Consider the following 25,118-nt stretch of genomic DNA (forward strand, 5'->3'; position numbering starts at 1 on the left):
CACCCGCGTGGCCCAGCGGATCCTGGCGCTGACCGCCGCCATCTGGCACAACCGCGCCACCGGCCAGCCGATCACCCGCTCACTGATCGCCTACGACCACTGACCGACTTTGGACTTACTCGTCTAGCGGTCAGCGCATCCGCGCCGCGGTGTCGGCCAGCAGCACCTCCCGGTGCGCCGCCGGCCGCCGCGGGCAGGAGGTGCACAGCGGCTGGGCGGGCAGCCGGTAGAGCAGGCAGCACGACACCCGCCGCACGAAGCGGACCCCCTCGACGTCGACGTAGCCCGGCACCGGCAGCGGCGGTCCCACCGCGGCCGCCAGGTCGCCGGCCAGCGCGGTGGCCCGCGGGACGTCGTCCAGCGCGCGGCCCAGCGCCAGCAGCCGGCCGGCCAGCGAGTCGGCGGCGATCGCCCACAGCGGGCGCGGCCGCATCCGGCCCGCCTCGGCCACGGCGGCCACCACCTCCGCCAGCGAACCGCGCAGCTCGCCGGCGGGGTCGGCTCCCCCGGCCGCCGCGGTCGCCGCCACCAGGACCCCGCCGGACAGCTCGGCCAGGGTCGTGTCGGCGAGCCGCGCCGACAGCGGGCGCCCGGTCAGCAGGCCGGCCAGCGACGGCGTCAGCAGCACCGACGACGCGGAGTACCACCAGACCGTCGCGAGCACCCGCCGGTCCGCGCTGCCGTACCGCTCGCCCAGCTCCGCCAGGCGGGACGCCGTCCACCCCGGGTCGGCCAGCCGGACGGCGGGCAGCGGGCGGGCGGACGGCGGCGCGAGCAGGCCGAGCGCGGCCGCCCCGGGCACCCGGGCGGCCACCTCCACCTGCGCGTCCGCGGTCACCGGGGCAGTCTCGCCCGAGCACGCCATCCGGGGCAGACGCGGGGCGCCCGGGCGCCATACGGTGTGGCGGGGAGCACGTTCCGTCGTCCCCGGGACGACGGCCGAGACCGGGAGGAGCCGCATGAGCGAGACGACCGAGGTGGAGGGCCGCCGGTTCCCGGCGCCGGAGGCGCTGGCCGCGCAGGCCAACGTGGGTCCCGACGTCTACGAGGAGGCGTCGCGGGACCGGCTGGCGTTCTGGGCGACGCAGGCCGAGCGCCTGACCTGGACGCAGAAGTGGGACGAGGTCCTCGACTGGACCAACCCGCCCTTCGCGAAGTGGTTCGTCGGCGGCAAGCTCAACGTCGCCTACAACTGCGTGGACCGGCACGTCGAGGCCGGCCACGGTGAGCAGGTCGCCTACCACTGGGAGGGCGAGCCCGGCGACACCCGCACCATCACCTACGCCCAGCTGAAGGACGAGGTCTGCAAGGCGGCCAACGCCCTCGTCGAGCTCGGCGTCCAGGCCGGCGACCGGGTGGCCATCTACATGCCGATGATCCCCGAGACGGTGATCGCGATGCTGGCCTGCGCCCGCATCGGCGCCGTCCACATGGTGGTGTTCGGCGGGTTCTCCGCCGACGCGCTGGCCAGCCGGCTCGACGACTCCGGCGCCGTCCTCGTCATCACCGCCGACGGCGGCTACCGCCGCGGCGCCCCCAGCGCCCTCAAGCCCGCGGTCGACGACGCGGTCGGCCGGGGCGGCGCGGTGCGCAACGTCCTGGTGGTCAGGCGCACCGAGCAGGACGTCGAGTGGACCGAGGGCCGCGACCTGTGGTGGCACGACGTCGTCGAGCGGCAGTCGGCCGAGCACACCCCGGAGTCCTTCGACGCCGAGCACCCGCTCTACATCATGTACACGTCGGGGACGACGGCGAAGCCCAAGGGGATCCTGCACACCAGCGGCGGCTACCTGACCCAGGTCGCCTACACCCACTGGGCCACCTTCGACCTCAAGCCCGACACCGACGTCTACTGGACCGCCGCCGACGTCGGCTGGGTCACCGGCCACAGCTACATCGTCTACGGGCCGCTGGCCAACCGGGCGACGAGCGTCATGTACGAGGGGACGCCGGAGACGCCGCACCGCGGCCGCTGGTTCGAGCTCATCCAGAAGTACGGCGTCACGATCCTGTACACCGCGCCCACGGTGATCCGCACGTTCATGAAGTGGGGCGAGGACATCCCCGCCGGCTTCGACCTCACCAGCCTGCGCGTGCTCGGCTCGGTCGGTGAGCCGATCAACCCCGAGGCGTGGCTCTGGTACCACGAGCACATCGGGGGCGGCCGCTGCCCGATCATGGACACCTGGTGGCAGACCGAGACCGGGGCCCACATGATCACCCCGCTGCCCGGCGTCACGAACCTCAAGCCCGGCTCGGCGCAGACCCCGTTCCCGGGCATCTCGGCGAAGGTCGTCGACGACGAGGGCAACGAGCTCGGCGACGACACCACCGGCCTGCTGGTGCTCACCGAGCCGTGGCCGGCGATGCTGCGCACCATCTGGGGCGACGACGACCGCTACGTCGACACCTACTGGTCGCGCTTCGGCAAGGACGTCTACTTCGCCGGGGACGGCGCCAAGAAGGACGCTGACGGTGACATCTGGCTGCTGGGCCGGGTGGACGACGTCATGAACGTCTCCGGGCACCGCATCTCCACCACCGAGGTCGAGTCCTCCCTGGTCGCGCACCCGGCGGTGGCCGAGGCGGCGGTCGTCGGCGCCAGCGACCCGACGACGGGGCAGGGCATCGTCGCCTTCGTCATCCTGCGCGGCAGCGCGGAGGACTCCGGCGACGACCTGGTGCAGACCCTGCGCACCCACGTGGCCAAGGACATCGGCCCGATCGCCAAGCCCCGCCAGATCATGGTCGTGCAGGAGCTGCCCAAGACCCGCTCCGGCAAGATCATGCGCCGGCTGCTGCGCGACGTCGCCGAGAACCGGGAGCTCGGGGACGTCACCACGCTCACCGACTCGTCGGTGATGAACCTGATCAAGGACAAGCTGCCCGCGTCGCCCTCGGAGGACTGAGAAAGGACCCCCTGCCCCCCACCGCTCGCACGCTCCCGGCGGGACCCTGCAGGGGGCCAGAAGCCAAGGCGCGCCCCCTGCCCCGACCGCTCGCACGCTCCCGGCGGGACCCTGCAGGGGGCCAGAAGCCAAGGCGCGCCCCCTGCCCCCACCGCTCGCACGCTCACGGCGGGACCCTGCAGGGGGCCGCGCCGGGGAGGGGCTCCCCCTCCCCGGCGACCCGGTCGGGGGACGCGGAGACGCGCGCCCGGCGATCATGGGGCACGATTCCCCCAGCCCCGCGTGCACGCGGGGACGTCCGCCCCAGTCCAGGAGGTGCCCCCCGTGGCCCACAGCGCACAGTCGACCCCGTCCCAGGGCCGGCCCGCCGGCGCGGAGGACCCCTCCATCGGGGTGCTCGTGCAGAGCGCCATGGCGGACATGTCGACGCTGATCCGCAGCGAGATCGAGCTCGCCAAGGCCGAGATGGGGCGGTCGGCGAAGAAGGCCGGCATCGGCGCCGGCGCGTTCGGCGCGGCCGGTGTCCTGCTGGCCGTCTCCACGGTCTTCCTCTTCATCACGATCGCTGAGTTCCTCACCTGGCTCGGCCTCCAGCGCTGGATCTCCTACCTGATCGTCTGGGCGTTCTTCGTGCTGCTCGCCGTGATCGCCGCCGTGATCGGGCGCGGGCAGCTCAAGAAGATCGAGAAGCCCGAGCGGACGCTGGAGACCCTCCGCGAGCTGCCGGAGGTCGTCCACCGCGAGGCCCCGGGCGAGCGTCGCCGGGAGGTGCCGACCGTGACCAACGGCCGGGTGCAGCTGCGCGGCAGCGACCAGTACTCCGTCTGACCGGCGCGCCCCGGCGCCCGGCCCGGTGAGCACCGCCGACGAGGAGCCGCCCGACGCCACCAGCGTCCTGCTGCCCGGCCCCTGGACCCACCGCGACGTCTCCGCCAACGGCGTCCGGCTGCACGTGGCCGAGGCCGGCGAGGGCCCGCTGGTGCTGCTCCTGCACGGCTTCCCGCAGTTCTGGTGGACCTGGCGCGCCCAGCTGTCCGCCCTGGCCGCCGCCGGCTTCCACGCCGTCGCCCCCGACCTGCGCGGATACGGCGGCAGCGACAAGCCGCCGCGCGGCTACGACCTGCCGACGGCCGCCTCCGACGTCGCCGCGCTCGTGCGCGCGCTGGGTGAACGGGACGCCGTCCTCGTCGGGCACGACTGGGGCGGGCTGGTGGCCTGGTCGGCGGCCGCCCTGCACCCCCGCAGCGTCCGCCGGCTGGTGGTGCTCTCGATGGCTCACCCCCGGCGGCTGCGCGCGTCGCTCACCGACCCCGCGCAGCGACGGGCGCTGCGGCACGTCCTCGGATTCCAGCTGCCGCGGCTGCCCGAGCGCCGGCTCACCCGTGCCGACGACGACCCGGTCGCCGAGCTGATGCGCCGGTGGGCCGGCCCGGACTGGACCTCCACCGCCGACTTCGCCCACGCCGTGGAGCGCTACCGCTCGGCGGCACGCATCCCCCAGGCCGCCTACGGCTCGATGGAGTACTTCCGCTGGTTCGGCCGCTCCCAGGTCCGCCCCGACGGGTGGCGCTACGCCCGCCGCATGGCCGCCCCGGTCACCGCGCCCACCCTGCAACTGCACGGGGGCCTGGACCCCTGCGTACTGCCGTCGTCGGCTCTCGGCTCCGGCCGCTACGTCGCCGGCGCCTACGACTGGCGGGTGCTCCCCGACGTCGGGCACTTCCCGCAGGAGGAGTCGCCCGAGGCGGTCAACCAGGCGCTGGTCGACTGGGCGAGGTGACTACTCGCAGGCGCCGGTGGGCACCTCCGCGGTCGCCGTCAGCCCGGCCTGCCGGGCCCCGTCGACCTGCGCGTTGGTGAGGGCGTAGCCGGTGAGCGGGTCGTCGATGGCCGAGGCGAACACGACGCCGAGCACGTGCCCCTGCGAGTCGAACAGCGGGCCGCCGGAGTTGCCCGCGCGCACCTCGCCGCGGAGGGCGTAGACGTCGCGGACGACCGTCTGGGAGTTGCGGAAGTCCGGGCCGCTGATCTCGCCGCGGTCGCGCACCCGGGCCGGCCCGACGAACAGGCCGCCGCCGCCGGGGTAGCCCATGATGATCGCGTCCGCGCCGGACTCGACCGGGGCCGGGGCGAAGGTCAGCGGCACCTGCGGCAGGTCCGGGACGGCGAGGACTGCGATGTCGGTCTCCTCGTCGATGTACACCGGCGTCGCGTCGTACTCCTCGCCCTCGGCGGCGACCACCGGGTCGGTGACCCCGGCGAGCACGTGGGCGTTGGTCATCACCCGCTCGTCGGCGAAGACGAACCCGGAGCCGTCGATCTGCCGCGCGCAGGACGGCGCGACACCGCTGATCTGCACGACCGACCCCTGCACGGAGGCCACCACCGGGCTGCCGCGCAGCGCCTCGTCCGGCGCCGGGACGTCGGGGACGTCGGTGGGGGTGAGCGGGTCGAGGACGTCGGGCAGCCCGCGCCGGTCGATCGCCTCCCGCAGCGAGTCGTACACCGCCCGGACGCTGTCGGGCACGCTGCGGTCGACCGCCTGCACCAGCGCCGACTGCCGGACCTGCCCGGCCACCTCCGGGAAGGGGGCGGTGGCCAGCGGGGTGGCCACCATCCAGGCCACCAGCAGCACCGCGGCGGCCGACAGCACCGCACCCGCCACGGAGTCGACCATCTTGGCCGGTTCCCAGGTGACCCGCCGGCGTACCGCCCGGCCGACCGCACCGGCCAGCACCTGCCCGAGCAGCGCACCGGCCAGCACGACGACCAGCGCGGCGAACACGCGGGTCACCGGTGAGCCGTCGACCCGTTCGGTCACCGGTCCGGACAGCTGGGCGCCGAGCACCGCGCCGCCGAAGAAGCCGAAGAAGGACGCCGCGGAGACGATCACGCCCTGCCGGAAGCCGGAGAAGCCGAAGGACAGGGCCAGCACGATGAGGACGACGTCGACGATCGACACCCGGGTCAGCCCTGCACCGTCATCGTGCCGAGCTGCCCGAGCTGGGTGTGGAAGCTGCACTCGAAGGGGTGCTCACCGGGGACGGACACGGTGAACTCGATGGTGCGGCTCTCCCCCGGGGCCAGCAGCGGGATCTCCGGTGTGATCGGCTCCGCCCCGGCGTCCGGGGTGAACCGGAAGTTGTGCGTCAGCTGCTCGGCGACGTTGACCACGGTCAGCCGGACCGGCCCGGGTGCGACGGTGAAGGTGGCCGGGGTGAACACGTAGTCGTCCTGCGTCTGCAGGGTGACCTCCTGGACCCCGTCCGGGGCGGTGCTCACGGTGCCGAGGTCGGGCCCGGCCGACGTCGTCGCCGTCGGGCTCCCGGATCCGCCGCCGCCACACCCGGCCAACAGGACCAATGCGGCGGCGACCACGACGGCCTTCCTGCAGGGGCCCGTCGCGGGCGTGCGACCGGTGGGGGCCGAGAAGGTCCTTCTCCCGTTCATCGCGGGGGAACCGTACGCGTCGGAGGCCCGTCGGGCGCGGGGTCGGCGACCGTCGGCGCGGCGGCGTCCTCCTCCTCGACGGCGTCGAGCGTGCCCGGCAGCTGCGGACGCCGCACGCCCAGGACGGGCAGCTCGCGGACGTCGGACTGGTCCCACGGCCGGGCCAGGCCGGCGGCCTCGAGGATCGCGTCGAGCAGCCCCGCCGTGAACCCCCACACGACCATGCCGGCCACGCCGAACGCCGGCCCGACGTAGCCGGAGGGGTGGCGGGCCCGGAACCGGTTGGCGGGGTCGGTCAGCTCCGCCAGCGGCACCCGCGCCACGCGGGCCACCTCCCGGGGGTCGCCGACGCTGACGTCGCGCGGGTCCTCCCACCAGCCGACCACCGGCACGACGAGGTTGTCCGACGGGCCGAGGAACAGCTCGGGCAGGGTGGCCAGCACCCGCACCCCGTCGGGGTCGATGCCGGCCTCCTCCTCGGCCTCCCGCAGCGCCGTGCCCACCGGGTACTCGTCGCCGGGGTCGGCGCCCCCGCCCGGGAAGGCCGGCTGACCTGCGTGCGTGCGCAGGTGCGCGGACTTCTCGATGAGCAGGACGTCGGCGCCGCGCGGGCCCTCGCCGAAGAGGATGAGCACCGCCGAGCGGCGGGCCGTCGCGGTCGGGCGGGGCATGCGGTGGCGCAGCGGCAGGTCGGCGCCGGTGTCCAGCAGCCGGTGCAGGTACGCCGGGAGGCCGTCAGGGCGCTGCTCCTCGCCGGCCGCCGCGCTCACAGCTGCACCCCCAGGTGCTCGGCCACCAGGCCCTCCAGCTCCTCCAGCGAGGTCACCGGGCGCAGCTGCAGGTGGGCGACGGAGCCGTCGGCGCGCAGGAAGTAGGTGTAGGGCAGCCCGCGCAGCCCCTGCTCGATGGCGAGGTCGCCGTCGGCGTCGACGCCGGTGGGCATGGTGACCCCCGCGTCGGCGGCGAAGGCCCGCCCGTTGTCGCTCGTGTCCTGGCTGACCAGCCCGACGACGCGCAGGCGGTCGCCGGCCGCGTCGGCCAGCTGCTGCACCACAGGCAGCTCCTCCCGGCACGGTCCGCACCAGCTCGCCCACAGGTTCACCACGGTGGGCACCCCCTGCGCCCGGCCGAAGGCGAGCTGCCCGCCCCCGAGACAGTCGACGGTCACGTCGGCGAGCACGTTCCCGCCGGACGCCGGCTCGTCGGGCTGCTCCGGGCACGCCGCGGTGGTGTTCGTCACGGCCGGGGCCGCGGACGGCGCGGCACCGTCGTCCGTCGCCTCGGCGCCGCAGCCGGCCAGCGCCAGCAGCAGCGCACCGGCGGCCACCCGCCCGCGGACGCTCATTCGGTGTCGGAGGCGGCCGGCGTCTTGACCAGCTTCAGCGCGACCTCCGGATCGGTGGGGCCGATGCCGTAGGACGGGCACCAGCGGGCCAGACCGCACGCCCCGCAGGCCGCCTTCTTGGCGTGGCAGACCCGCCGGCCGTGGAAGATCACCCGGTGGCTGAAGTCGGTCCACTCCTTCTTCGGCACCAGCCCGGCGACCTCGGTCTCGACCTTGACGGGGTCCTCCTCCGCCGTCCAGCCGAAACGGCGCACCAGCCGGCCGAAGTGGGTGTCGACGGTGAGGCCGGGGACGCCGAAGGCGTTGCCGAGGACGACGTTGGCCGTCTTGCGCCCCACGCCGGGGAGGGTGACGAGGTCGCCCATCCGGCCGGGCACCTCGCCGTCGAACCGCTCGACCAGCGCCTGCGCCAGGCCGAGGGCCGAGTTGGCCTTGGCCCGGAAGAAACCGGTGGGCTTGAGGATCTCCTCCAGCTCGCCGCGGTCGGCGCCGGCCAGGGCCACGGCGTCGGGGTACTTGGCGAACAGGGTGGGAGTGACCCGGTTGACCATCTTGTCGGTGGTCTGCGCCGACAGCACGGTGGCGACCAGCAGCTCGAAGGGGTTGGTGAAGTCCAGCTCGCAGTGCGCGTCGGGGTGGATCAGCGCCAATTCGCGGGCCATCCGGCGGGCCCGGCGGGTGCGCGCCAGCGGCGTCTCCTCCGGGTCGTACGGCGCTCCGCCGCGGGCGGCGGCGCGCCTCGCGTGCGGGGGGACCGGGCGTGCGTAGGCGGGCGAGGACACGCGGTCGAGGGTAGGCGGATGAGCTGACGATCCCGGGGGCGTGCCATCATCGCAGCCGCCGTGGGCGCGGATTCCGCCCCGCGGGACGGGGTACACAGGAGTGCGCGCGGGCGCCGGCCGACCGGCGCCGCCCCCGACGAGGACGGAGGAGGTACCCGGTGGTCGCCCTCATCGTCATCCTGTTCCCACCGCTGCTCATAGCGTTCCTGCTGGTGATGGAGCGGGTCGAGGAGCCGCTGCGCCGGCCCACCGGTCCCCGTGAGGTCGCCGAGTTCCTCTCCACGGCGAGCCCCGGCGAGGTCGACACCCTCGCCTCCTCCGGCATCCGCCGGGCCATGGCCCGCTGGCGGCGGCGGCGCTCGTCGCGCGTCATCCAGGAGGCCGAGCCGCCCGTCGTCTGAGGAAGGACCCCGTCCTCCCCACCCTTCGCGAGCTCAGGGCGGGACCCGGGACGGGGCCAAGAGCAGCATCCGGTCCGAGACGTCCCCTCGCGGAACACCCCACCGTCCCCACCCTTCGCGAGCTCAGGGCGGGCCCCGGGACGGGCGGAAACGCGAGTCGGACCTGCGGTGTCGTCCGCCGTCCCCTCCCTCGTCGGGGTGGCCCGGTCTCCCACCGATCGGGTGACCACGCGCACAGCCCCCTAGACTCACTGCGGACAGCGCCGCGCCACAGGCGCGCGCTCTCCGGGAGGCGCCGGTTGTCGGCGTTCCCACTGGTCGTGCGAGAGGACGCGTAGTGGACGAGGTGCTGGCCCAGTCCGGGCTCTTCCAGGGACAGTCGGAAGAGGCGGTGGAAACGGTCATCAGCCGCCTCGAGACGATCACGCTGCCGCGAGGCCGAGTCGTGTTCAACGAGGGCGAGCCGGGCGACAGCCTCTACATCGTCATGTCCGGCAAGATCAAGCTGTCCCGCCGCTCCCCCGACGGCCGCGAGAACGTGCTCGCCGTCATGGGTCCGTCGGACCAGTTCGGTGAGCTGTCGGTCTTCGACCCGGGCCCGCGCACCGCGACGGCGACCGCGGTCACCGACGTCAAGCTGGCCCGGATGCCGCAGTCGGTCATCCGCCCCTGGATCGAGGCGCACCCGGAGATCGGCGAGCAGCTGCTGCGGGTGCTGGCCCGCCGGCTGCGACGGACCAACGACTCCGTGGCCGACCTGATCTTCACCGACGTCCCCGGCCGGGTGGCCAAGGCGCTGCTGCAAATGGCCGACCGGTTCGGCAGCCGTGAGGGCGAGGGCCTGCGGGTCAAGCACGACCTCACCCAGGAGGAGCTGGCCCAGCTGGTCGGCGCCTCGCGCGAGACGGTGAACAAGGCGCTGGCCGACTTCGTGCACCGCGGCTGGATCCAGCTGCAGGGCAAGTCGGTCGTCGTCCTCGACGAGGAGCGTCTGCGCCGCCGCGCCCGCTGACGCACTCGACGCGACGAGGCCCCGCTCCGGTCCCGGAGCGGGGCCTCGTCGCGTCGTGGCAGCGCCCGGCGGCCGCTCTGCGGGCGTTCTCCGGGGTCTGCGGGCGCTGCAGTGCCCGCAGAGCGCGAGGAGGACCCGCAAGGCACAGGCTCAGGCCGGGAGCGGCACGACGATCCGGATCCGCGTGCCGTCGGGCAGCACGGCCCAGCGGCCGTCGGGCTCCTCCACGAAGGTGGGACTGATCGGCTGCAGCGGCTCCGGCGGCGAGCCGGCCAGCACAGCGGCCACGTCGGCGAAGGGCTCGAGCTGGCCGAGGGTGTGGATGGTCGGCGGCAGCATCGGCCGCGTGCCACCGCGCATCTCCGCCAGGGCGGCGGCCGGCGTCAGCCAGCTCGCCTCGTCCGCCTCCCCCGTGACGTGCCGCGCCTCCTGCCCGACCGGCAGCGCGGCGGCGAAGAACTTGGTGTCGTAGCGCCGTGGCTCGTCCGGCGGGGTGATCCAGTGCGCGAACGGGCGCAGCAGGTCCGAGCGCAGTGCCAGGCCGCGGTCGGTGAGCAGCTCGGCCAGGGACAGCTCCCGGGTCAGCAGGGCCTGCCGCTGCTCCTCCCAGTCGTCGCCGCTCACGTCCGGCACGACGGCCGAGCCGTCGGCCGGCCCGGCGAGCAGGACGCCGGCCTCCTCGAACGTCTCCCGGACGGCGGCGCACACGAGCTCGCGGGCGGTCGGCTCGTCGCAGCCGAACGCCTCCGCCCACTGCGCCGGGGACGGGCCGGTCCAGGCGGTGTGGACGTCGGCGTCCCGCGGGTCGACGCCGCCGCCGGGATAGGCGGTCATCCCACCGGCGAAGGGCATGCCCCGGGTGCGCCGCAGCACGTAGACCTCGAGGCCCGGGGTGCCGTCCCGCAGCAGCAGGACGGTGGCCGCCTGGCGCGGCTCGGTCACCTCCACGCCCACGGCTCGCCCGCCGTCATCGCAGTTCGACGGTGAGCTCGACCTCGACGGGGGCGCCCAGCGGGAGCTCCGCCACGCCGACGGCGCTGCGGGCGTGCCGCCCGGCGTCGCCGAAGATGCGCCCGAGCAGCTCACTGGCCCCGTTGACCACCCGTGGCTGACCGGTGAAGCCCTCGGCGCTGGCCACGTAGCCGACCACGCGGACGATCCGGGCCACCGAGTCCAGCCCGACCAGGTCGTCGACGGCGGCCAGGGCGTTGAGGGCGCACAGCTTGGCGTCGTGCGCGGCGTCCTCCGGGTCGACCGAGCCGCCGACCTTGCCGGTGCGGCGCAGCCCGCCGTCCACGAACGGCAGCTGCCCGGAGGTGTAGACGAGCTGACCGCTGCGCACCGCCGGGACGTAGGCGGCCACCGGTGCGGCCACCGGGGGCAACCGGATGCCGAGCTCGGCCAGCCGGGCGTGCCAGCTCTGGGTCTGCGGCGTCGTCACGGCGGTCAGCCCAGCGGGCGCTTGAGGTACGCGACCGGCTGCTCGGCGCCGGCCGGGCCCGGGAGCACGGTCACCAGCTCCCAGCCGTCGACGCCCCAGGAGTCGAGGATCGCCTTGGTGTTGTGGATCAACAGCGGGATGGTGGCGTACTCCCACCGGACACGGGCCGGTTCGCTCATGGCCGCGACGCTAGCGCAGCCCCCCGGCTCCGTCCCGGTCCCGGCCGAAGGCCCCGTCCCGGGGCCCGCCCCGAGCTCGCGAGGGGTGGGGAGGACGGGGTCCTTCTAGGCTGGCGCCGTGGCCTCCGAACCCTTCCCCGTGCGCTGTCACGTCGTGACCGGCAAGGGCGGGACCGGGAAGACGACGGTGGCCGCCGCTCTCGCCCTCGCCCTGGCCACCGACGGCCGGCACGTGCTGCTGGTCGAGACGGAGGGCCGGCAGGGCATCGCGCAGCTGTTCGACACCCCGCCCCTGCCCTACGAGGAGCGGCGGGTGGCTGTGACCCGGGGTGGCGGCGAGGTGAAGGCGCTGGCCATCGACGTTGAGGAGGCGCTCCTCGAGTACCTCGAGATGTTCTACAACCTCAAGCGGGCCGGCCGGGCGCTGCGCAAGATGGGCGCCATCGACTTCGCCACCACGATCGCGCCGGGCCTGCGGGACGTGCTGCTCACCGGCAAGATCAAGGAGGCGGTCACCCGCCGCCGCGACGGCCGCCGGGTCTACGACGCCGTGGTGGTCGACGCCCCGCCGACCGGCCGGATCACCCGCTTCCTCGGCGTCACCGGCGAGATGGCCGGGCTGGCCCGCTCGGGGCCGATCAAGACGCAGAGCGACGGCGTGATGGCGGTGCTCAAGTCGCCGCAGACGGCGGTGCACCTGGTGACCCTGCTCGAGGACATGCCGGTCCAGGAGACCGCCGACGCCATCGCGGAGTTGACGGAGGCCGGTCTCCCCGTCGGCTCGGTGGTCGTGAACATGGCCGCAGAGCCGCTGCTGCCGGAGGACGAGCTCGACCGCGCCGCCACGACCGGGCTGACCGGCGCCGACCTCGCTCCCGCCCTCACCGCCGCGCACGTGCACGACGGCAGCGCGCTGGCCGAAGCGCTGGCCGCCGAGGCGGTCGAGCACGCCCGGCGCTGGGCAGCCCAGGACGAGCTGCGCGACGAGGTGGAGGCCCTCGGCCGGCCCACCGTCGAGCTGCCGCTGCTGCCCGGCCCCATCGACGTCGGGGCGCTGTTCGAGCTGGCCGGCCGGCTGGAGGACCACCTCCGGGCGGAGGTGGCGGCATGAGCGAGGCCGCCGGGCCGGCCCCGGCCGAGCGGCACCACCGGCACCCGCGCCCCGCCGCACCCCCTCCACCCGAGGCCCTCCCCCTCGACCTGGCCGAGCTGATCGCGGACCCGGACACCCGGATCATGGTCTGCTGCGGCGCCGGCGGCGTGGGCAAGACGACGACCTCGGCCGCCCTGGCCCTCGCCGCCGCGGAGTGCGGTCGCAGCGTCGTCGTCCTCACCATCGACCCGGCCCGCCGCCTGGCGCAGTCCCTGGGACTGGGAGAGCTGGACAACGAGCCGCGGCGGGTCGACGTCCCGGGGGCCAAGGGCGAGCTGCACGCGATGATGCTGGACATGAAGCGCACGTTCGACGACGTCGTGTGTGCGCACGCCACGCCGGAGCGGGCCGAGCAGATCCTGGCCAACCCCTTCTACCAGGCGCTGTCGTCCTCCTTCGCCGGTACGCAGGAGTACATGGCGATGGAGAAGCTGGGCCAGCTGCGGGCCAGCGAGCACTGGGACCTCATCGTCGTCGACACCCCGCCGTCGCGGTCGGCCCTGGACTTCCTCGACGCCCCCAACCGGATGAGCCGGTTCCTCGACGGCACGATGATCCGGCTGCTGACCGCCCCCGCCCGCGCCGGCGGCCGCGCCGGCATGCGACTGGTGGGCGCCGGCTTCCTGGTGTTCAGCCGGATCATCAGCAAGATCCTCGGCGGCCAGCTGCTGCGGGACATCTCCGCGTTCGTCTCCGCGCTGGACACGATGTTCGGCGGGTTCCGGGAACGTGCCACCGCCACCTACGAGCTGCTGCGCCGGCCGGGCACCTGGTTCGTCGTCGTCGCGACGCCGGAGCCCGACGCCCTGCGTGAGGCCTCCTACTTCGTCGACCGGCTCTCCAGCGAGCAGATGCCGCTGGCCGGGCTGGTGCTCAACCGCACCCACCCGCCGGCCACCACCGGACTGACCGCCACCCGCGCCGACGCGGCCGCCGAGGAGGTGCTCGAGGCCGGCGGGGAGGGCGCCGGGCTCGCCGCCGGGGCGCTGCGCGTGCACGCCGACCGCATGGGCGCCGCCGCCCGCGAGCAGCGGCTCGCCGACCGGTTCACCAGCGCCCACCCCCAGGTCGCCGTCCGCACCGTGCCGGCGGCCGCCGGCGACGTGCACGACCTCGACGGGCTTCGGGTGATGGCCGACGCGCTGACCGGTCCGGATGACGACACGCCGACAGGAGTCCCACGCACCAGAGTGCTCCCCGCGCGCCGTCGCTGACGGCGACGTCAGGAGCACGCCGGCACGTACATTTGCTCGCGATGTCTCCCGCCGCCCCCGCCCGCGCCCGGGTCCTCGCGAAGCTCGCCGCGACGATCGTCCTCGCCGGAGCACTGCTCGCCGGCATGCTGCTGCCCTTCGTCGGGGGTGGCGGCGTGGTGGCGCGGAACTCCGCGTCACTGCTCGACGCCCTCCCGGTCGAGCTCACCGACGCCGCCCCGGCCGGCAACACCCGGGTGCTCGCCGCAGACGGGTCGCTGATCACGCACTTCTTCCGGAACAACCGGACGCCGGTGGAGCCCGACCAGATCGCCGACGTCATGAAGCAGGCGCTGGTCGACATCGAGGACTCGCGCTTCCAGCAGCACAACGGCCTGGACGTGCAGGGCACGCTGCGGGCGCTCGTGACGAACGTGGCGGCCGGGTCGGTGCGTGAGGGCGGCTCGACGCTGACCCAGCAGCTGGTCAAGCAGACCCTCGCCGAGACGGCCGACACACCGGAGGAGCGGCAGGCGGCCACCGAGGAGAGCCTGGGGCGCAAGCTCAAGGAGGCCCGGCTGGCCCTCGCCCTGGAGGAGGAGTACTCCAAGGACGAGATCCTCACCCGGTACCTGAACATCGCCTACTTCGGGCAGGGCGCCTACGGCATCCAGGCCGCGGCACAGAAGTACTTCAGCGTGGACGCCGCCGACCTCACGCTGCCGCAGGCGGCGATGTTGGCCGGGCTGGTGCAGAGCCCGGCCAACGACGACCCGATCGCCAACCCGGAGAACGCGCAGGTCCGGCGCAACCAGGTGCTGCAGCGGATGTTCGACCTCGGGCACATCAGCCAGCAGGAGCTGACCGAGATCTCCGCCTCCCCGGTGGAGGTCGCGCCGGGCGCGCAGCCGGCCAACGGCTGCATCGACGCCTCGATCGGCGGCTTCTTCTGCGCCTACCTGCACCAGTACCTCGTGCAGACGCTCGACATCTCCGACGAGACGCTGCAGAACGGCGGCCTGACCATCCAGACCACGCTGCGGCCGGACGTGCAGGCCGCCGGTGACCAGGCCGTGCTCAACACCCTGCCGATGGGCGACCGACTGGCCGGCATGTACACCGCCGTCGAGCCGGGCACCGGGCACGTGCTGGCGATGAGCGTCAACCGCCGCTTCGGCTGCGACGGACCCGAGTGCGAGTCCGTCGTCCTCAACACCGCCCACAGCCAGGGCGCGGGGTCGACCTACAAGACCTTCGTCGCCGCCGCCGCGCTGGCCGAGGGGTACTCGCAGTACTACACGCTCACCACCGGGGACCCCTACGTCTCCCGGGTCTACCGGGACGGCCGCGCGCGCTACGACGTGGAGAACGCCGGCAACTACCCGGCCACCCTGGACATGGAGCGGGCCCTCTACATGTCCTCCAACACCTACTTCCTCGCGCTCGAGGACGCCCTGGGCAGCGTCGAGAAGCCGGTGCGCATGGCCGAGGCCATGGGCATGGACTTCCGCTCGACCCCGGCCGACCAGATCATCGAGGAGAACCGCGGGTCGTTCACCTTCGGCGCCGAGCCGACCAGCCCGCTGGACCTCGCGGAGGCCTACGCGACCCTGGCGGCCAACGGCACCCAGTGCGACCCCACCCCGGTGACCGCCGTCCTCGACGACGAGGGGAAGCCGCTGACCGGTGAGGACGGGCAGCCGGTCGTCCGCGACGACAACTGCACCTCCGAGGCGATCCCGTCGGGTGTGGCCAGCACGCTCAACCAGATGCTGCGCAAGGACGTCGAGCCCGGCCACCCCGGCCAGACGGGTGCGCGCGCCTACGTGGCCGGCCACCAGATCGCCGGCAAGACCGGTACCAGCCAGAACAACTTCTCCGTCGCCTTCGTCGGCTACACGCCGCAGTACGCAGCCAGCGTGATGGTGCTCAACCCCAAGGAGAACCAGAACGTCGGCGGCTTCGGTGGCGGCAAGGGCGCCACGATCTGGCACGACGCGATGCAGCCGATCCTCGGGGGCCGGCCGGTGGTGCCCTTCCCCTCGGCGGACCCGGCCACGCAGAACGGCAACACCCGTCAGGTGCCCGCCTGCTCGGCGGAGGATGAGTGCCGGGCCGCACTGCAGGCTGCCGGCCTGACCTCGACCACCGTGGCCGTGGACAGCGACCAGCCGCCCGGCACGCTGCTGGGCACCGACCCCGGTGCCGGCGGCCGGGTCACGCCGGAGCAGGTGGTCACCATCCGGGTCAGCAACGGCTCGGCCTTCGTCGCCCCGGCACCGGACGCGGGGGCCACGGCGCCGCCCGCGACGGACGGGGGGCCCGCACCGGCCGGCGGCCCGGCCCCGAACCAGAACGGCGGCGGGGTCCTCACGCGCGGCGGCGGGTTCCCCGGCGGGGACGGCGGTGGGGGCCGGCCCGGCAACTGACCCACCTGCGACGTCCCCGGCGACCGCTCCCGGTCCCGGGGACGTCGCACGTCCGGGGCCGAGCGAGACGTGATGGCGCGCTGAGGACGGCCCCGGCCGGGCCGCCGTCCCGGCTCAGCCCAGCTGGCGGCGGACCTCCGCGGCCACCCGGCCGCCCTCCGCCCGCCCGGCCACCTCGCCCTGCACGGCGCCCATGACCCGGCCCATGTCCTTCATGCCGGCCGCCCCGGTGCGGGTGATCACGTCGGCGACGAGGGCGGCCAGGTCGGCGTCCTCGAGCTGGGCGGGCAGGTAGGCGCCGACGACCTCGCCCTCGGCGCGCTCGCGCTCGGCCTGCTCGGTGCGGCCCGCGGCGGCGAAGGCGTCCGCGGCCTCCCGGCGCTTCTTCGCCTCCCGGCGCAGCACGGCCTGGACCTCGTCGTCGGTCAGCTCGCGGGCCTCCTTGCCGGCCACCTCCTCCGCGGTCACGGCGGCCAGCACCATGCGCAGGGTCGCGGTCCGCAGCTCGTCGCGGGACTTCATCGCGGTGGTCAGGTCGGCGCGCAGCTGGTCCTTGAGGTCGGGCACGTGCCCAGCCTGGCACGGCGGGTCCGGCCGGCGCCCCCGTACCCTGGGCTCCCGTGCGCGCGACCACCCTCGTCCCCTCCGCCGTCCTCGCGTCGGCGACCGCGGGGATCGCCTACGCCTCCCTCTACGAGCGCAACCGCTGGACGCTGCGCCGATTCGACGTCCCGGTGCTGGCGCCCGGGTCCGCGCCGCTGCGGGCGCTGCACCTGTCCGACCTGCACATGACCGCCGACCAGCGGTCGAAGCAGGCGTGGGTGGCCTCGCTGGCCGAACTGGAGCCGGACCTGGTGGTCGACACCGGCGACAACCTGGCCGGACACGACGCCGTCCCCGGCACGCTGCGGGCGCTGGAGCCGCTGCTGGAGCTGCCGGGCGCCTTCGTCCTCGGCAGCAACGACTACTACGCGCCGAGGCCGAAGAACCCGCTCAAGTACTTCAAGCGGCACCACAAGCGCGTGCACGGCGACCCGCTGCCGTGGCGGGACCTCCGCGACGGCCTCGCCGGACGCGGTTGGCTGGACCTCACCAACGCCACCGGGGAGCTGGTGGTGCGCGGACGCCGGGTCGTGTTCGGGGGCGTGGACGACTCGCACATCCGGCGGGACCGCTACGACCGGATCGCCGGACCCGCCGACGCGGACGCCGACCTGCGGATCGGGCTGGCCCACTCCCCGGAGCCGCGCGTGCTCGACCGGTTCGCCGCCGACGGCTATGACCTGCTGCTGTGCGGCCACACCCACGGCGGGCAGCTGCGCATCCCGTTCTACGGTGCGCTGGTCACCAACTGCGGCATCGACCGTGACCGGGTCCGCTGGCTGCACCGCTGGGCCGAGCCGGCGGCCGACCGCCCCGCCGGCACCTGGCTGCACGTCTCCGCGGGGCTGGGCACGAGCCCCTACGCACCGGCCCGGTTCGCCTGTCCGCCGGAGGCGACGCTCCTCACGCTGACCGCCCGTCAGACCTGAGGAGGGCGTCGGTTAGACTCCTTGCGTACCTCGGGGTGTGGCGCAGCTTGGTAGCGCGCGTCGTTCGGGACGACGAGGTCGCAGGTTCAAATCCTGTCACCCCGACCAGTGCTCAGGGGCCGCCGCGAGGCGGCCCCTGAGTCGTCTCCGGGGGGCGCTCCCCCGCTGCGGTGGGCAGGTTCACCGGCGCCCGGGGTTCGGCCGCTCACCAGCGGGGCACCGGGGGGAGCGATGACCGAGTGGCTGCTCCTCCTCGCCGCCGTCGCGCTGACCGCGCTGACCGGCTTCTTCGTGGCCGCCGAGTTCTCGCTCACCACCGTCGACCGCGGCCGGGCGGAGGAGGCGGCGGCCGGCGGCGACCCCCGCGCGCGGGGCGTGGTGACGGCGCTGCGGTCGCTGTCCACCCAGCTCTCGGCCGCCCAGCTGGGCATCACGATCACCACGCTCGTCGTCGGCTACCTGGCCGAGCCCGCGCTGGGCCATCTGCTGCGGGGCCCGCTGGAGGCCCTGGGCCTGTCCGGCGGCGCGGTCACCGGCGTCTCCTACGGCGTGGCCCTGGCCCTGGCGACCGTGCTGCAGATGCTGCTGGGCGAGCTCGGGCCCAAGAACCTCGCGATCGCCAACCCGCTCGCCGTCGCCGCCTTCGTCGCCCCGGGCATGCGCGCGTTCACCAGGGCTTCAGGCGTGGTGGTCGGTGCGCTGCAGGGGCTGGCCAACGGCATCGTGCGCCGGTTGGGCATCGAGCCCCGCGAGGAGCTGGAGTCCGCCCGCGGCGCCGACGAGCTGGCCGCCGTCGCCCGCCGCTCCGCCGAGGAGGGCGACCTCTCCCCGGTGGCCGCCCGCCTGCTGCAGCGCTCGCTGGGGCTGCGGCAGAAGCTGGCGACCGACGTCATGACCCCGCGCACGCGGTTGTGGAGCCTGCCGACCCGCGCCACCGCGGCCGACGTGATCGCCGCGTCCGTCGAGTCGGGGAACTCCCGCTTCCCGGTGTACGGCGCCGACCTCGACGAGGTCACCGGCGTGGTGCACGTCAAGAACGCCGTCGCGGTGCCCGAGGCCGAGCGGTCCACCCGCACCGCGGGTGAGCTGGCCGCCCCGGTGCTCGCCGTCCCCTCGTCGCTGCAGCTGGAGCGGCTGCTGGACCTGCTCCGCGAGCAGGGCCTGCAGATCGCCCTGGTGGTCGACGAGTGGGGCGCCACCCACGGCGTGGTGACCCTGGAGGACATCGTGGAGGAGCTGGTCGGCGAGATCTCCGACGAGACCGACCGGCCGCTGCGCACCCTGCGCCGGGCCGACGACGAGACGTGGCTGCTGTCCGGGCTGCTGCGACCCGACGAGGTGCGTGAGCGCGCCGGCGTGCCGGTGCCGGAGGGCCGCTACGAGACGCTGGCCGGCTACCTCGCCGAGCGGCTGCAGCGGCTGCCCGAGGTGGGCGACACCGTGGAGCTGGAGGGCGCCCGGCTCACCGTGGAGACCCTGGACGGACGGCGGGTGGCGCGGGTGCGCGCCGAGCGGGTAGAGGTCCCCGTCGAGGGGGTCGCGGCATGAGCGACGTCGTCAGCCTGCTGGTCCTGGTCGCGCTGCTGCTGGGCAACGCGTTCTTCGTGGCCGCGGAGTTCGCGCTGGTCTCCGCCCGCGTCGACCAGATCGAGCCGCGCGCCGAGGCCGGCTCGCCCCGGGCCCGCAAGACCCTCGCCGCGATGCGCAACGTCTCTCGGATGATGGCCGGGGCCCAGCTCGGCATCACGCTGTGCTCGCTCGGGCTGGGCGCGGTCGGCGAGCCGGCGGTGGCCCACCTCATCGAGCGGCCCATGGCGGCCCTCGGCGTCCCCGAGGGGCTGCTGCACCCGATCGCGCTGGTGATCGCCCTGGCGATCGTCACCGTGCTGCACATGGTGCTCGGCGAGATGGTGCCCAAGAACGTCACCATCGCCGGCCCCGACCGCGCCGCGCTGGTGCTGGGCCCGCCGCTGGCCGCCCTGGTCCGGCTGCTCGCGCCGTTCATCTGGTTCTTCAACACCGTGGCCAACGGGTTCGTCCGGCTCTTCGGCGTCCGGCCGACCGACGAGGTGACCGCCAGCTTCGACGAGGCCGAGATCCGGTCGATGATCGCCCAGTCGCGGAAGGAGGGCCGCCTGGGCGACGAGGTCGGCGAGCTCGCCACCGGAGCGCTGACCTTCGAGCAGCACGAGGTCGAGTCGGTGCTGCTGCCGATGGACCGCGTGGTCACCGTGCCGCGGTCGACGACCCCGCGGCAGCTGGAGACCGTCGTGGCCCGGCACGGCTTCAGCCGCTACCCGGTGTGCGGCGAGGACGGCGCGCTGCTGGGGTTCGTGCACGTGAAGGACGTGCTCGGGGTGGACGGCGACGGGCGCGACCGGCCGATCGACGACGAGCACGTCACCCCGCTGGTGCCGCTGGCCCCGCGCTCGGGGCTGCCCGACGTGCTCGCCGAGATGCGCACCCAGGGCGCCCACCTCGGCTCCGTCGTCCGGGACGGCGTCACCGTCGGCGTGGTGGCCCTGGAGGACGTCCTCGAGCAGCTGATCGGCGACGTCCGGGACGCCGCGGTGGAGCACGCGGGTGGTGTCGGCGCGGCGGCCGGGGCCGGGGCCGGGGGAAGATGACGCGGTGAGAGCCCAGCCCGCCGCCGAGTCCGGCGTGATCACCCCCGAGACGCCGACGCCCTACGCGGCGGCCCTCCCGCCGGAGGTCACCGCCCGGTGGCAGGCCCGCTTCCGCGCCCCGCGGGTCAGCCTGCCCGACTGGGCCCGCGACGCGCCGCAGCGCTGCCTGTACTCCTCCGACGTGAGCGGCGTGGTCGAGCAGTACGCCTGGGACCGGACCACCGACGCCCACCGGCAGGTCACCGACCGGGCCAACGGCACGCTCATCGGCACCCTCAGCCCCGACGGCGAGACCATCTGGTGGTTCGCCGACACCGACGGCGACGAGTTCGGCGTCTGGATGGTCCAGCCCTTCGCCGGCGGCGACGACCGGGTCGCCGTCCCCGAGGTCGGGCCGGCCTACCCGGCGGGGCTGGAGACCGGCACCCGGGTGGTCGCCGTCGGCCGCTCCACCGACGACGGCTCGGAGCTGTGGCTGGCCCCCGCCGGCGGGACGCCGCGGGTGGTCTACCGGCACGAGGACCCCGCCTCGGTCGACGCGCTCACCCACGACGAGGACCTGCTGGTCATCTCGCACTCCGAGCACGGCGACCCGCGCTACCCGGCGCTGCGGGTGCTGCGCACGGACGACGACTCCCTGGTGGCCGAGAAGTGGGACGGCGAGGGCCGCGGCCTGCACGCGCTGGAGTTCGCCCCGCTGCCCGGCGACCGGCGGCTGCTGGTGGGGCACGAGCGCCGCGGCCGCGAGGAGGTGCTCGTCTGGGACGTCGGCACCGACACCGAGACCGAGGTGGTGCTCGACCTGCCCGGCGACGTGACGGCCGGCTGGTACCCCGACGGCTCGGCGCTGCTGGTGGGCCACGACCACGCCGCGCGCAGCGAGCTGTACCGCTACGACCTGGCCACCGGGTCACTGGAACGCCTGGACACCCCGCGCGGCGTCGTACGCGGCGCCACGGCCCGGCCCGACGGCACCGTGGAGCTGGCGTGGTCCAACGCCGAGCTGCCGCCGGTGATCCGGCGGGCCGACGGGCCGGTCGTGCTGGCCGCGCCGGGCGAGGAGCCCCCCGCCGCGTACCCGGTGGAGGACCGCTGGGTGCCCGGGCCGGGCGGGGACGTCCACGCGCTCGTCGTCCGCCCGGCCGGAGCGGGTGGGCGGGGCGGACCGTTTGCGACGGCGTTCCTGGTGCACGGCGGCCCGGAGGCGGCCGACGACGACTCCTACCGCGCCCGCCGCGCCGCCTACGTGGACGCCGGATACGCGGTCGTGCACGTCAACTACCGGGGCTCCACCGGCTACGGCAGCGCCTGGCGGGATGCCCTCACCGGCCGTCCCGGTCTCACGGAGCTGGAGGACGTCGCCGCGGTCTACGACGCCCTGGTCGCCGAGGGCCTCGTGGACCCGTCGCGGGCGCTGCTGTCCGGCGGGTCGTGGGGCGGCTTCCTCACCCTGCTGGGGCTGGGCACGCAGCCGGAGCGCTGGGCCGCCGGGATCGCCGAAGTGCCGGTCGCGGACTACCTGGCCGCCTACGAGGACGAGATGGAGGGCCTGCGGGCCTACGACCGCGCGCTGTTCGGCGGGTCACCGGAGGAGGTCCGGGACGTCTACGTGCGCTCGTCCCCGATCACCTACGTGGACGCCGTCCGCGCGCCGGTGCTCGTGGTGGCCGGCGCCAACGACCCGCGCTGCCCCATCCGGCAGATCGACAACTACCTGGCGCGCCTCGACGAGCTGGGCAAGCCGCACGAGGTGTACCGGTTCGACGCCGGCCACGGCTCGCTGGTCATCGAGGAGACGATCCGTCAGGTCGAGGTGGCCCTGTCCTTCGCGCTGCGCAACGTGAGCCCGTAGGCGGAGGCTGGGGGCGCAGGTCAGCTGCGCCCCCAGCCTCCGCTCAGCGGGAGGCGGCGATGAGTTCGGCGATCTGGACGGTGTTGAGCGCGGCGCCCTTGCGCAGGTTGTCGTTGCTCACGAACAGCGCCAGGCCGCGGCCGCCGTCCACGCCCGGGTCCTGCCGGATGCGGCCGACGTAGCTCGGGTCCTGCCCGGCCGCCTGCTGCGGGTTCGGGACGGCGGTCAGCTCGACCCCGGGCGCGCCGGTGAGCAGCTCGGTGGCCCGCTCGACCGACAGCGGCCGGGCGAACTCGACGTTCAGCGACAGCGAGTGCCCGGTGAAGACCGGCACCCGCACGCAGGTGCCCGACACCCGCAGGTCCGGGATCTCGAGGATCTTGCGGCTCTCGTTGCGGAGCTTCTGCTCCTCGTCGGTCTCGAACGTGCCGTCGTCGACCAGGGACCCGGCCATCGGCAGCACGTTGAACGCGATCGGCCTCACGTACTTGACCGGCTCGGGGAAGGTCACCGCCGCGCCGTCGTGGGTCAGCTCGGCGGCCTTGTCGACGACCGCCTTGACCTGCGTGTCCAGCTCCTCGACGCCGGCCAGCCCGCTGCCGGAGACCGCCTGGTAGGTGCTGGCCACGATGCGCACCAGCTGGGCCTCGGCGTGCAGCGGCTTGAGCACCGGCATCGCGGCCATCGTGGTGCAGTTCGGGTTGGCGATGATGCCCTTGCGCATCTCGCCGACGGCGTGCGGGTTGACCTCGGCGACGATCAGCGGGACGTCGGGGTCGCGCCGCCACGCCGAGCTGTTGTCGATCACGGTGACGCCGGCCTCGGCGAACCGCGGCGCCTGCACGCGGGACGTCGTGGCGCCGGCGGAGAACAGCGCGACGTCGAGCCCGGTGGGGTCTGCGGTGGCGGCGTCCTCGACGGTGATCTCGCCGTCGCCCCACGGCAGGGTGCTGCCGGCGGAGCGGGCGGAGGCGAAGAAGCGCAGCTCGCTGATCGGGAAGTCCCGCTCGGCGAGGATCTGGCGCATGACGCCGCCGACCTGGCCGGTGGCGCCGACGACGCCGACGCGCAGGCCGTCCTTCTTGAACAGACTCATCGTCCGGTCCCTCCGTAGACGACGGCCTCGGCCTCGTCGGTGCCGAGGTCGAAGGCGTCGTGCACCGCGCGGACGGCGAGGTCCACGTCGGTGTCGCGGCACACCACGGAGATGCGGATCTCCGAGGTGCTGATCAGCTCGAGGTTGACCCCGGCGTCGGCGAGCGCGCCGAAGAACCGCGCCGAGACGCCCGGGTGCGAACGCATGCCCGCGCCGACCAGCGAGACCTTGCCGATGTGCTGGTCGAAGCGGATGTCGGTGTAGCCGACGGTGTGCTTGACCCTCTCCAGGGCCGCCAGCGCGGCGGGACCGTCGCTCTTGGGCAGCGTGAAGGAGATGTCGGCGAGCTTGCTGGCCTCGGCCGACACGTTCTGCACGATCATGTCGATGTTGATCTCGGCGTCGGCGAGCACGCGGAACAGCTGTGCGGCCTCGCCCGGCCGGTCGGGGACCCCGTAGACGGTGATCTTGCCCTCGGAGCGGTCGTGCGCGACGCCGGTGATGATGGCCTGTTCCACCGTGGGGTCCTCCATCGAGCCGGTCACGATCGTGCCGGGGAGCTGGGAGTAGGAGCTGCGGACGTGCACCGGGATGCCGTAGCGGCGGGCGTACTCGACGCAGCGGAGCATGAGCACCTTGGCGCCGGAGGCAGCGAGCTCGAGCATCTCCTCGTACGTCACCGTGTCCAGCCGCTTGGCGTTCGGCACGATCCGCGGGTCGGCGGTGAAGACGCCGTCGACGTCGGTGTAGATCTCGCAGACGTCGGCCTGCAGCGCGGCGGCGACGGCCACCGCGGTGGTGTCGGACCCGCCGCGGCCGAGCGTCGTGACGTCCTTGGTGTCCTGGCTGACGCCCTGGAACCCGGCGACGATGACGATCGAGCCCTCGTCGAGGGCGTCGCGCAGCCGGCCCGGCGTGACGTCGATGATCCGCGCCTTGCCGTGGCTGGAGGTGGTCAGCACCCCCGCCTGCGAGCCGGTGAACGACCGCGCCTCGTACCCGTGGGTGTTGATGGCGATGGCCAGCAGGGCCATGGAGATGCGCTCACCCGCGGTGAGCAGCATGTCCAGCTCGCGGCCGGCCGGGTCGTCGGTGATCTGGCCGGCGAGGTCGAGCAGCTCGTCGGTCGTGTCACCCATCGCGGAGACCACGACGACGACGTCGTCGCCCTCCTTCTTGGCCGCCACGATGCGCTCGGCGACGCGCTTGATGTGCGCGGCGGAGGCGACGGATGATCCGCCGTACTTCTGGACGACGAGGGCCACGGGTCCACAGGCTACCGACGTCCGCGCCCGACGTGGTTGCGTGCCCCGGGACGGCAGGCTGTGATCACCGCGTGGACGATCCCGAGCGGTGGCTGCTCACGGCCGAGGAACGGGGCAACCCGGCCACGGCGCTGCCCGCGTACACCGACGGCAACCTCGCCGTGCCGCTGGTGCACGGGGCGGCCTACTTCGACCGGCTCGTCGAGTGCGTGCAGGCCCTCGACGAGGGTGACCACCTCTTCTTCACCGACTGGCGCGGCGACCCCGACGAGCAGCTGCGCCCCGGGGGGCCGACCGTCGCGCAGCTGTTCACGGAGGCCGTGCACCGCGGGGTGACCGTGCGGGGACTGGTCTGGCGCTCCCACATGGACCGGATGTCGTTCTCCAAGGAGGAGAACCGCGCCCTCGACGCCGAGATCGAGCACGGCGGCGGCGAGGTCATCCTCGACCAG

24 protein-coding genes, 1 tRNA gene and 2 pseudogenes are annotated in these 25,118 nt (G+C 74.4%); 15 read left to right on the forward strand and 12 right to left on the reverse strand.

The genetic code is table 11. From position 1 onward, the window contains the following. Positions 1-103: pseudogene (locus ACI784_RS23325) on the forward strand (IS982 family transposase); the annotation flags it as partial. A gap of 27 nt (positions 104-130) precedes the next feature. Here the strand turns inward: ACI784_RS23325 and ACI784_RS23330 are convergent. Next, positions 131-838, reverse strand: a complete 708-nt coding sequence (locus ACI784_RS23330) for a (2Fe-2S)-binding protein (protein WP_457015112.1) — start codon at positions 836-838, stop codon at positions 131-133. A gap of 121 nt (positions 839-959) precedes the next feature. On the opposite strand from ACI784_RS23330, the gene acs reads away from it, so the two are divergent. The 3 genes from acs to ACI784_RS23345 all read left to right on the forward strand — a co-directional run bounded on the left by acs (position 960) and on the right by ACI784_RS23345 (position 4,689). Continuing rightward, on the forward strand, positions 960-2,909 hold the full coding sequence (gene acs / locus ACI784_RS23335) for an acetate--CoA ligase (protein WP_456921401.1): 1,950 nt from the start codon (positions 960-962) through the stop codon (positions 2,907-2,909). 324 nt (positions 2,910-3,233) lie between these two features. Next, the gene (locus ACI784_RS23340; protein ID WP_456921399.1) at positions 3,234-3,737 is read left to right on the forward strand and encodes a phage holin family protein; all 504 of its coding nucleotides are present in this window, start codon (positions 3,234-3,236) and stop codon (positions 3,735-3,737) included. Positions 3,738-3,762: 25 nt separating this feature from the next. Further along, entirely contained in the window at positions 3,763-4,689 is a 927-nt protein-coding gene (locus ACI784_RS23345; protein ID WP_457015113.1) for an alpha/beta fold hydrolase, read from the forward strand. On the opposite strand, the gene ACI784_RS23350 is transcribed toward ACI784_RS23345, so the two are convergent. The 5 genes from ACI784_RS23350 to nth all read right to left on the reverse strand — a co-directional run bounded on the left by ACI784_RS23350 (position 4,690) and on the right by nth (position 8,486). Beyond that, a complete protein-coding gene (locus ACI784_RS23350; RefSeq protein ID WP_456921396.1) occupies positions 4,690-5,871 on the reverse strand; it encodes a MarP family serine protease in 1,182 nt (393 codons plus the stop codon). 5 nt (positions 5,872-5,876) lie between these two features. Beyond that, positions 5,877-6,191: a plastocyanin/azurin family copper-binding protein gene (locus tag ACI784_RS23355; RefSeq protein WP_457015114.1), complete on the reverse strand. Its 315-nt coding sequence runs from the start codon at positions 6,189-6,191 to the stop codon at positions 5,877-5,879. Positions 6,192-6,355: 164 nt separating this feature from the next. Then, positions 6,356-7,129 (reverse strand): NUDIX hydrolase, encoded by a 774-nt coding sequence (locus ACI784_RS23360; protein WP_456921394.1) that lies wholly within the window; start codon positions 7,127-7,129, stop codon positions 6,356-6,358. Further along, positions 7,126-7,704 (reverse strand): TlpA family protein disulfide reductase, encoded by a 579-nt coding sequence (locus ACI784_RS23365; protein WP_457015115.1) that lies wholly within the window; start codon positions 7,702-7,704, stop codon positions 7,126-7,128. Before ACI784_RS23365 ends, ACI784_RS23360 begins: the two co-directional genes overlap by 4 nt. Continuing rightward, the gene (nth, locus tag ACI784_RS23370; protein ID WP_457015116.1) at positions 7,701-8,486 is read right to left on the reverse strand and encodes an endonuclease III; all 786 of its coding nucleotides are present in this window, start codon (positions 8,484-8,486) and stop codon (positions 7,701-7,703) included. Before nth ends, ACI784_RS23365 begins: the two co-directional genes overlap by 4 nt. Before the next feature lie 158 nt (positions 8,487-8,644). Between nth and ACI784_RS23375 the strand changes: the two genes are divergently transcribed. Together ACI784_RS23375 and ACI784_RS23380 are read left to right on the forward strand one after the other, a co-directional pair. Next, positions 8,645-8,887 (forward strand): hypothetical protein, encoded by a 243-nt coding sequence (locus ACI784_RS23375; protein ID WP_456921390.1) that lies wholly within the window; start codon positions 8,645-8,647, stop codon positions 8,885-8,887. A gap of 337 nt (positions 8,888-9,224) precedes the next feature. Continuing rightward, positions 9,225-9,899 (forward strand): Crp/Fnr family transcriptional regulator, encoded by a 675-nt coding sequence (locus ACI784_RS23380; RefSeq protein ID WP_456848801.1) that lies wholly within the window; start codon positions 9,225-9,227, stop codon positions 9,897-9,899. Positions 9,900-10,049: 150 nt separating this feature from the next. Here ACI784_RS23380 and ACI784_RS23385 read toward each other — a convergent pair whose 3' ends face one another. Genes ACI784_RS23385 through ACI784_RS23395 form a run of 3 tightly spaced genes read right to left on the reverse strand, consistent with a single transcriptional unit; the run spans position 10,050 to position 11,519 of the window. Then, a complete protein-coding gene (locus ACI784_RS23385) occupies positions 10,050-10,847 on the reverse strand; it encodes an NUDIX hydrolase (RefSeq protein WP_457015117.1) in 798 nt (265 codons plus the stop codon). A 19-nt stretch (positions 10,848-10,866) separates the two neighbouring features. After that, positions 10,867-11,340, reverse strand: coding sequence for a RidA family protein (locus ACI784_RS23390; protein ID WP_456921387.1), 474 nt, complete (start codon positions 11,338-11,340; stop codon positions 10,867-10,869). A 5-nt stretch (positions 11,341-11,345) separates the two neighbouring features. Beyond that, on the reverse strand, positions 11,346-11,519 hold the full coding sequence (locus ACI784_RS23395; RefSeq protein WP_456921386.1) for a hypothetical protein: 174 nt from the start codon (positions 11,517-11,519) through the stop codon (positions 11,346-11,348). A 118-nt stretch (positions 11,520-11,637) separates the two neighbouring features. Between ACI784_RS23395 and ACI784_RS23400 the strand changes: the two genes are divergently transcribed. Genes ACI784_RS23400 through ACI784_RS23410 form a run of 3 tightly spaced genes read left to right on the forward strand, consistent with a single transcriptional unit; the run spans position 11,638 to position 16,294 of the window. Then, a complete protein-coding gene (locus ACI784_RS23400; protein ID WP_456921385.1) occupies positions 11,638-12,630 on the forward strand; it encodes an ArsA-related P-loop ATPase in 993 nt (330 codons plus the stop codon). After that, on the forward strand, positions 12,627-13,886 hold the full coding sequence (locus ACI784_RS23405; protein WP_456921384.1) for an ArsA family ATPase: 1,260 nt from the start codon (positions 12,627-12,629) through the stop codon (positions 13,884-13,886). The genes ACI784_RS23400 and ACI784_RS23405 overlap by 4 nt, the downstream gene beginning before the upstream one ends. 41 nt (positions 13,887-13,927) lie before the next feature. Next, positions 13,928-16,294: a penicillin-binding protein gene (locus tag ACI784_RS23410; RefSeq protein WP_457015118.1), complete on the forward strand. Its 2,367-nt coding sequence runs from the start codon at positions 13,928-13,930 to the stop codon at positions 16,292-16,294. A gap of 114 nt (positions 16,295-16,408) precedes the next feature. On the opposite strand, the gene ACI784_RS23415 is transcribed toward ACI784_RS23410, so the two are convergent. Next, positions 16,409-16,861: a GatB/YqeY domain-containing protein gene (locus ACI784_RS23415; RefSeq protein ID WP_457015120.1), complete on the reverse strand. Its 453-nt coding sequence runs from the start codon at positions 16,859-16,861 to the stop codon at positions 16,409-16,411. A 53-nt stretch (positions 16,862-16,914) separates the two neighbouring features. Between ACI784_RS23415 and ACI784_RS23420 the strand changes: the two genes are divergently transcribed. The 5 genes from ACI784_RS23420 (at position 16,915) to ACI784_RS23440 (ending at position 22,305) form a co-directional block, all read left to right on the forward strand. Next, positions 16,915-17,826: a metallophosphoesterase gene (locus tag ACI784_RS23420; RefSeq protein WP_457015121.1), complete on the forward strand. Its 912-nt coding sequence runs from the start codon at positions 16,915-16,917 to the stop codon at positions 17,824-17,826. Positions 17,827-17,857: 31 nt separating this feature from the next. After that, a tRNA-Pro gene (locus ACI784_RS23425) sits at positions 17,858-17,934 on the forward strand. 123 nt (positions 17,935-18,057) lie between these two features. Beyond that, positions 18,058-19,374, forward strand: coding sequence for a hemolysin family protein (locus ACI784_RS23430; RefSeq protein ID WP_456921379.1), 1,317 nt, complete (start codon positions 18,058-18,060; stop codon positions 19,372-19,374). Continuing rightward, positions 19,371-20,453, forward strand: coding sequence for a hemolysin family protein (locus ACI784_RS23435; RefSeq protein ID WP_457015122.1), 1,083 nt, complete (start codon positions 19,371-19,373; stop codon positions 20,451-20,453). Before ACI784_RS23430 ends, ACI784_RS23435 begins: the two co-directional genes overlap by 4 nt. 4 nt (positions 20,454-20,457) lie before the next feature. After that, positions 20,458-22,305: a prolyl oligopeptidase family serine peptidase gene (locus tag ACI784_RS23440; protein ID WP_457015123.1), complete on the forward strand. Its 1,848-nt coding sequence runs from the start codon at positions 20,458-20,460 to the stop codon at positions 22,303-22,305. Positions 22,306-22,348: 43 nt separating this feature from the next. On the opposite strand, the gene ACI784_RS23445 is transcribed toward ACI784_RS23440, so the two are convergent. Both ACI784_RS23445 and ACI784_RS23450 read right to left on the reverse strand, forming a co-directional pair. Then, entirely contained in the window at positions 22,349-23,401 is a 1,053-nt protein-coding gene (locus ACI784_RS23445) for an aspartate-semialdehyde dehydrogenase (protein ID WP_457015124.1), read from the reverse strand. Continuing rightward, complete coding sequence (locus ACI784_RS23450) at positions 23,398-24,666, reverse strand: aspartate kinase (RefSeq protein ID WP_456921375.1); 1,269 nt, start codon at positions 24,664-24,666, stop codon at positions 23,398-23,400. Before ACI784_RS23450 ends, ACI784_RS23445 begins: the two co-directional genes overlap by 4 nt. A gap of 71 nt (positions 24,667-24,737) precedes the next feature. On the opposite strand from ACI784_RS23450, the pseudogene ACI784_RS23455 reads away from it, so the two are divergent. Beyond that, positions 24,738-25,118 (forward strand): annotated as a pseudogene (locus ACI784_RS23455) (phospholipase); the annotation flags it as partial.

The sequence above is a fragment of the Geodermatophilus sp. SYSU D01186 genome (assembly GCF_054050215.1).